Source organism: Methanolapillus africanus (genome assembly GCF_032714475.1).
Taxonomy (GTDB): domain Archaea; phylum Halobacteriota; class Methanosarcinia; order Methanosarcinales; family Methanosarcinaceae; genus Methanolapillus; species Methanolapillus africanus.
In genome coordinates this window covers 20930-28047 of record NZ_JAWDKD010000014.1, presented here as the reverse complement: position 1 = coordinate 28047, position 7118 = coordinate 20930, and the positions used below count along the sequence as shown (strand labels likewise).

Sequence of the window (7118 nt, the reverse complement as noted above, 5' to 3'; positions counted from 1 at the left end):
TTTTTTTTTTTTTTTTTTTTTTTATTTTTTTTTTTTTTTTTTTTTTTTTTTTTTTTGGTTGATTTCATTTTCGTCTTTCGTCTCGATTCATTGAAAATGAACGGCTTTGCTGATACTGTTTATTTTATTTTTCGCGCCTATTTTTTCGGTCGTGTTCTTCGATTTCTCCGTTCTTTGTTTTTTCACGATTTTTGTTTTTTTGTTTCTTCCGTTTTTCGAAAATTCCGCGTTTATTGGCAAAAATTTAAGCAAATTTTAAATATATTTAACATAAATAATAAGTTTGCAAATATTAGATTATATTTCTCAATCGAATTGGTTTTGTTAAGGAAATCTTTGAACAGATTTTTGTACGGGACGGATTTGATTGTACATTCATTTTTTTAATGGTATATAATAAACAAATTGTAAAAATCTGTACAAATCTGTAAAAAACTGATTTTTGGAGAAATTAAAATGGTTACTGATGGAAAAGGTACTGCTAAAAAAGATACCGTCAAAGAAACAGCGAGTAAGTTAATCGACAAAGTCAAAAAAGATGTTGTCGAAGCAAAAGCAACGATTTCCAAAAAATTGGATGAAAAATCTAAAGCAAAACCGGCTGCAAAACCCGCCGCAAAGACAACGGCCGCCAAAAAACCGGCTGCAAAAACAACGGCAACCAAAACCGCTGCCAAACCGGCCGCCAAAACCGCCGCTGCCAAGACAACCGCTGCTAAAAAGCCGGCTGTCAAAGTAACCGCAACCAAGACTGCCGCCAAACCGGCCGCCAAAACAACAGCAACCAGAACGGCTGCCAAACCGGCCGCTAAGACTGCCGCTGCTAAAAAACCGGCTGCTAAAGTAACCGCAACCAAGACTGCCGCCAAACCGGCCGCCAAAACAACAGCAACCAAAACCGCTGCCAAGCCGGCTGCTAAAACAACAGCAACCAGAACGGCTGCCAAGCCGACCGCGAAGACCGCCGCAGCAAAGACAACCGCTGCTAAAAAACCGGTTGCCAGAGCCGCTACCAAACCGGCCGCAAAACCCGCAGCAAAAACAGCCGCCAAACCGGCTGCTAAGACAACTGCTGCTAAAAAACCGGTTGCCAGAACGGCTGCCAAACCGGCCGCAAAACCCGCAGCAAAAACAGCCGCCAAGCCGGCCGCTAAGACAGCTGCCGTTAAAAAACCGGCTGCCAAACCCGCTGCTAAGCCGGCTGCTAAGACAACCGCTGCTAAAAAACCGGTTGCTAAAGTTGCTGCCAAACCGGCCGCAAAACCTGCAGCAAAACCCGCTGCTAAACCGGTCAATGCCAAATCCACCGCTAAACCGGTGATTAAAGATTCAAAAACATCGAACTAATTTTCAAAAGGTGAGATGGAATCTGTTTTCCATCTCTTCTTAATTGTCTTCTCGTAGTAATCTTTAAATATCACGACGGATGAAATTCATTAAATAATTGGAATCTCAATTATTATTTCTCATTTTATGTAAAAACGGCGCCGGCGGGTTTCTTATTGGATCTCGGCAAATACGGTTTCAAGGTGGTATTCCTCTTGTTATCGAATCAGAGTTTTATATATAATGAGTGATTACAATTGCTACGGATTGATTCACAAATTATCAATCAAAAACAATGAAATAAAAAATATATAAAAACGAAAAAACAAAAATCAAATTCAAAACATCAAAAACAAAAACAGTAGACTTAAAAATTAAATTTACAGTCAAAACATAAATCGAAAACAATCTGCCGGATTGTTTTTTCGCGTTTGTTCTAAAAAACGCTACTGGATGCTTGTCTATTATTCAATAATTCCGAGTCGTGTCTGATCCGAAAGTATGGTGTAAATGAATTATATTTGAAAGATTTTGTCATTTTTTAAATATAATGTAAAATGATCAATATTTGTCATTCATCAAAAATTATTTACTCTGTTCGATCTGTTTGAACTGTCTGACGATTATTCAATTTGAGGCACGCGCGAAATTTTCTAATATTCTAATTATATTATTAATTCTTTAAAATATGGGAAATAATATAAACATTAGAATGTGATTAGAGACACAAAAAAACAATCGTTTATGATTTTTGCTGAAATGCTGTTTTTTATGAATACTAATTCATGTTGTAGGATGAATAAAAAATGGAAAAATATAAAAAAATAAAAACGGACGATAAAAGAATTGAAATGTTTAAAAACTTGAACATTAAAAAATCGGTTTCAAAAACGCTTTTATGTCTGTCGACCGAAGAGGGTGTTTCTTCCACAACCATTTGCCAGCTGACCGGGTTAAAACAACCGGAAGTCAGCAACGCCATTAAGTGTTTGGAAGAAAGTAATTGGGTGAGCGTTACAGAAGTGAAGTCTAAAAAAGCGGGACGGCCGATTAAGTACTACCGGCTCTTGATTTCTAAAGAAGAAATCTATGAGACAATTGAGAAGAACGCGCGAAAAGAGGTTACTGAGCGGACGGAATGCGTTGAAAGGTTGAAAGAATTGGTCAAAGATAACGGCAGTATAGATGATTTGGACTGAGTTAAAACTCGATCGCGCCAATTCAAAAACCAAAACAATATATGCAAATCGGAAATGAACTATTGATTCATTGAATCATTCGTAGGTAGGCGGAGCTCTAAGCCCCTTATTGTCGATTTATTCGGAATCTGATCTTCCATTTTTTGAAGATATCGGGGTCTCTTATTTATTTTTGATATCTTTACACTTTTTCTTGAATACATTCCCGTGATTTATGTCATGATGTTCATCCTGATGCATGTTGCTTTTGTTTTCTAATTCTAATCATTTGTTTTCTAATTCTAATCATTTGTTTTATTTTTCTTATTTTTTGTTGATATTGTTGTATTATTTATCAAATATTTATTTCACTTTTATCATATTTTTACAAGCACCATTTTTATATATTATCATTTTATATTTGTCATATATATTGTTAAATATTTCAGTGAGGAATTTCGATGTCTGCCGGAAAATCAAATCAAAAATCAGCTGACGTTCAAAAGAACGCCGGCGCCGAAAGTAAAGGTAAACAGAAACAAGCGGCTTCTAAAGCCGGTTCCGGAAAACCCGGCAAAACCATGAAATTGGCTTGGGGAATTACCGGCGCCGGTGACCGTTTGGACGAGACCGTCGTTGTGATGAAAGAATTAAAATCGCTTGGCTATTCACTGGACGTTTTCGTTTCGGTCGAGGGTGAGACCGTTTTGAAATGGTACAAGGATCTGGATGAAATCCAAAATGAATTTTCGTCTTTCCATGTCGAAAAATCGGCCAACTCGCCGTTTATTCTCGGCGATTTGCAAACGGGAAAATATGACGCGCTCGTCATCGCGCCGGCCACGGCCAACACGGTGGCGAAAATCGCTCACGGTATTTCCGATACGCTTCTGACAAACGCCGTTGCGCAGGCCGCAAAATGTGATCTGCCGATCTATGTTTTTGCAGTGGACGCCAAAGGCGGAAAAGTGAAAACAAAAGCGCCGGATGGCCGGACGTTTACGCTTTCCATGCGTAAAGTCGACGTCAAAAACGCCAAAACAGTCTCCAAGATGGAGTCTATTACCGTTGTTAAAAATCCCGCGAAATTAATCAAAAAAATCGCTTAATGAAAAGCAGTCTTCTGCTTTTCTTTTTTTCTTTATTTTTTTCTTTTTCTTTATTTTTTATTTTTCGTCGTTCTTTTCTCTTTTCTTTTTATTCTTCCAAATGATTCGCTGTCCTTTCCGATTGGCGCGCGAACGGCGGCGGTAAAAACCGAACTCGGTTTTATTTCATCGACATCATGTCTGTACGCATCGTTTTTTAAAACTTTAATACTTTCACCCCGCTTCGTTTTCTTTTAATAAGGATGGGCGTCTTTTTAGGTTTACTGTCTGATTAGAAAAGCTTGACAGGAGGACTTTCAAATGAGCGCCACAGAATCATCAGAAATTATGTTAACACCCTTCCAATTCCAGGAATGCACCAACGTTTCCCAAACCTTTGAACAAATGTCCGGCAAAATCAAATTGACGGAAGACGATGAATTTTTCAGAGGCCTGGTCGAACGCGCCAGATACTACGAACAATTCGAGGACCGGAAAAGCAAAATCACCTACTCCAGCATCAACGTCCAATCTGAAATTGGGGTTTACTGATTTTGATTTGACAATAAACAACAAGATAATCCATAAAACCTATAAAATTATAACTCCAAAAATCACTCGCCATTAACTTAATTGAATTAAATTTGAAATCACTCGACAACTCTCTTTCCACATATTACAAAACACTCTAATATTTGCAACATTTGTGTTTCTTGTATTTATTCTCCAAAAAAACGGTTTATTTTTCCTATTCTTATTTTTTCTTTTCAATTTGCACCCACAGTTGACCGGTTTTAGATTTCAGTTTGTACCCATTATTCACTATTTTTAGATTTCAGTTTTCACCTACTGTTTCTAACAATACAGGTATTTCCTAATCCGTTTTGCACCTACAGTTTGCCATCTCAATTGTATCTGTTCGCGGTATCCGTAAAATACAAACGCTATCGCGTTTGATTTTACGGGTTGGCTTTTATGACATATTGAAATTGCCGAACATATTTCCGCGACCGAAGGGAGCCGTTCGCGAAGCGAACTTACGGGAACAGCCTCCAACCGCCCTTGAAAAATTCCGAGCGCAGCGACTGAATTTTTACGCGAAATGCGTCTGTTTAATCGGGGTGGTTTGCATGATATCAAAAATAAAAATTGACGACCGGTTTTAAAAACGTAAAACGAAAAAGTGTCGCCATAACGCGCGCGCCGGCCACTCGCCAAAAAAGAAATGAAAAAAGAGAAATGAGAAAAAAATGAGTCAATTATCACTCTTTCATCACGGGGAGCGTCTGTCCGCCGTAAGGAATCACTTGGATCTTGGCGTCCGGATTCTTGGTCAGAATCATTTCAATGGCTTCGCCGACGGTTTTGCAGGGGGTGAAAAACGCCTCTTTGACGCTTTCAGGCGCCATGGCGGAAACCAAATACAGATTAAACCGCTTGGAAGCGGCTGCGGTTGTTGCGGCTTTGTGGCCGCCGAATTCAAACTCCTGCTTGAATTTTAAAATCGCGTCGTCCGGCGTCGGACAGCATTTGTTCCAGCGGTCGTAAACGGCGTTGCCGATCCCGTCGCGGCATTCCGATACCAAAACGATTGAACCGCCTTCAATAACGGCTTGCGTTGCGTTGTCCAGCGCCTTGTTGGCTTGATACAAATTTATGTCTTTGGGAAAACCGCCGCATGAGACGATGACGGCATCCGCCGGTTCGGTTTCAATTTTGTACAATTGGTCGACGACTTTTACGCCTTCCCGGTGCGCCGAAATAAAATCGCCGGCAAAAGCCGCGACAACATTTTTGTGGCTGTCCAAAACGACGTTTAAAATGAAATCCAAACCCACGATTTTGACGGCTTCTTCCAAATCCTGCCGCACCGGACTGTCCACACGGCCGGACGCCGCATTTTTCTCAATCATCAATTTGTGGTTGGCAATCACCGATTCTTTGGAACTGACGCCCGGCAAAATCGATTTGGCGCCGCCGCTGTAACCGGCGTAATAGTGAAATCCGATCTCGCCGATGCCGACAATGACGTCGTTTTCCAAAATGTCCGTGTAAATTTCAATCGGCGTTCCGCGGGAGGTTTTGCCGAGATTTTTGACCGGGAACGTTCCGGTTTCATGCTGCACGCATTTGATTCTTTGGAAGATGTCGTCGCCGGTAATGTACCGGAATTCCTCTTCGGTTTGGGCGCGGTGAAGGCCGAGCGCGCAGTAAATGGTGATATTCTTGTCCGGAATGCCGGCAGCCGATAATTCTTCCAAGATAAACGGTAGCAAATATTTCGAAGGCGTCGGACGCGTCACATCGTTGACGATCAACGCAATCTTTTGATCCGGGCGGACCATTTCAGACAAACGTTTTGTTCCGATCGGTTTTTTTAACGCGTTTCTGACGATCTCGTCGGACGAAACCACCGATTCGCTTTCATCGGTCGGCAAAACATATCCCGCAAAATTGGATTCCGGAATATCGAAAGAAACAGAGGTGCTGCCATAAGGAATTTGAATGTTTTTGGATGTCATCGTTTCTGATCCTGGTTTGATTCTTAAATTTGAAGTGACTGAATCCATTCAATCTGTTTCAATCTATTTGAATTTGTTTTTTACTTAAATTTGTTTTTTACTTGAATGGACAGTTTTTATTGAAGTCAAAAAATTGATTCTTGCTACATAAAACAGATGGGACTATTTATATATTAGTCAATATTATTTCGTACTTACTTTTATGGTATGATTTATTTTTATTGAGCGATTAAAATGTGGAACGAGATCACGTCATTCATATTGGAATATTCTATCATTGCTGATCTGATTCCGCCGATTACGTCTTTTTTAAACGATTACGGCCTCATCAGTCTCTTCGTGACGTCTTTTTTAGCCGCCACCATTTTGCCGCTCGGTCCCGAAGCTATGGTCGCCGCCTTGGTCGCCGCCGGCGAAACCAATTTCTGGGGAATTGTTTTATCCGCTACCATCGGTGGATATCTCGGGTCAGTCACGACTTATGTTCTCGGCTATTGGGGAATTACCAAAGTCACCAGCCGTTTTTCAATCATCGATCCTCAGAAATACAAAATGGCCAGCGACTTCTTTGAAAAGTACGGCGCATGGTCGCTTCTCCTCTCTTCTGTTCCGATTATCGGCGACGCTCTCGTCTTTGTTTCCGGCGCTTTGAAATACAAGTTCGGCATGTTTTCATTCCTCGTCTTTTTGGGCAAATTTGTCCGGTATATTTTAGCCGCCCTTTTTTTCATGTATACGCTCGGCGGATTTTAACTTTTTATTTTTCATTTGATGTTTTTCATTTGATGTTTTTCATTTGATGTTTTTCATTTGATATTTTTCATCTTTGACGTTTTTTATTTCTGACATTGAGTTTTTGGGTGATTGCCCTTCAAATCAACGGCCTTCAAAATCAACACGAATAGAAAGGTTTTATATACAAAAGCCGTGTCTATATCATTATATCAAAAAAAATCTAAAGCAACTCATTCATTCGAAAAATTTTGATAAATTTAAAAATACGG

The 7118-nt window shown here is 40.1% G+C and carries 6 protein-coding genes; 5 read left to right on the top strand and 1 reads right to left on the bottom strand.

Annotated features, from left to right (window positions below; translation table 11 throughout):
* The first annotated feature begins 456 nt into the window (after positions 1 to 456).
* From MsAg5_RS03850 to MsAg5_RS03835, 4 genes are all read left to right on the top strand, one after another.
* Entirely contained in the window at positions 457 to 1347 is an 891-nt protein-coding gene (locus MsAg5_RS03850) for a hypothetical protein (protein ID WP_338099305.1), read from the top strand.
* Between the two features lie 785 nt (positions 1348 to 2132).
* Entirely contained in the window at positions 2133 to 2525 is a 393-nt protein-coding gene (locus MsAg5_RS03845; RefSeq protein WP_338099304.1) for an MreA family transcriptional regulator, read from the top strand.
* Between the two features lie 440 nt (positions 2526 to 2965).
* Entirely contained in the window at positions 2966 to 3613 is a 648-nt protein-coding gene (gene afpA, locus MsAg5_RS03840) for an archaeoflavoprotein AfpA (protein ID WP_338099303.1), read from the top strand.
* 300 nt (positions 3614 to 3913) lie between these two features.
* Positions 3914 to 4144 carry a hypothetical protein gene (locus tag MsAg5_RS03835; RefSeq protein WP_338099302.1) on the top strand — a complete coding sequence of 77 codons (231 nt, stop codon included), beginning with the start codon at positions 3914 to 3916 and terminating at the stop codon, positions 4142 to 4144.
* A 710-nt stretch (positions 4145 to 4854) separates the two neighbouring features.
* Here the strand turns inward: MsAg5_RS03835 and larAH6 are convergent.
* Positions 4855 to 6162 (bottom strand): nickel-dependent malate racemase, LarAH6 family, encoded by a 1308-nt coding sequence (gene larAH6, locus MsAg5_RS03830; RefSeq protein ID WP_338099301.1) that lies wholly within the window; start codon positions 6160 to 6162, stop codon positions 4855 to 4857.
* Between the two features lie 213 nt (positions 6163 to 6375).
* On the opposite strand from larAH6, the gene MsAg5_RS03825 reads away from it, so the two are divergent.
* Positions 6376 to 6867 (top strand): YqaA family protein, encoded by a 492-nt coding sequence (locus MsAg5_RS03825; RefSeq protein WP_338099300.1) that lies wholly within the window; start codon positions 6376 to 6378, stop codon positions 6865 to 6867.
* The last annotated feature ends 251 nt before the right edge of the window (positions 6868 to 7118 follow it).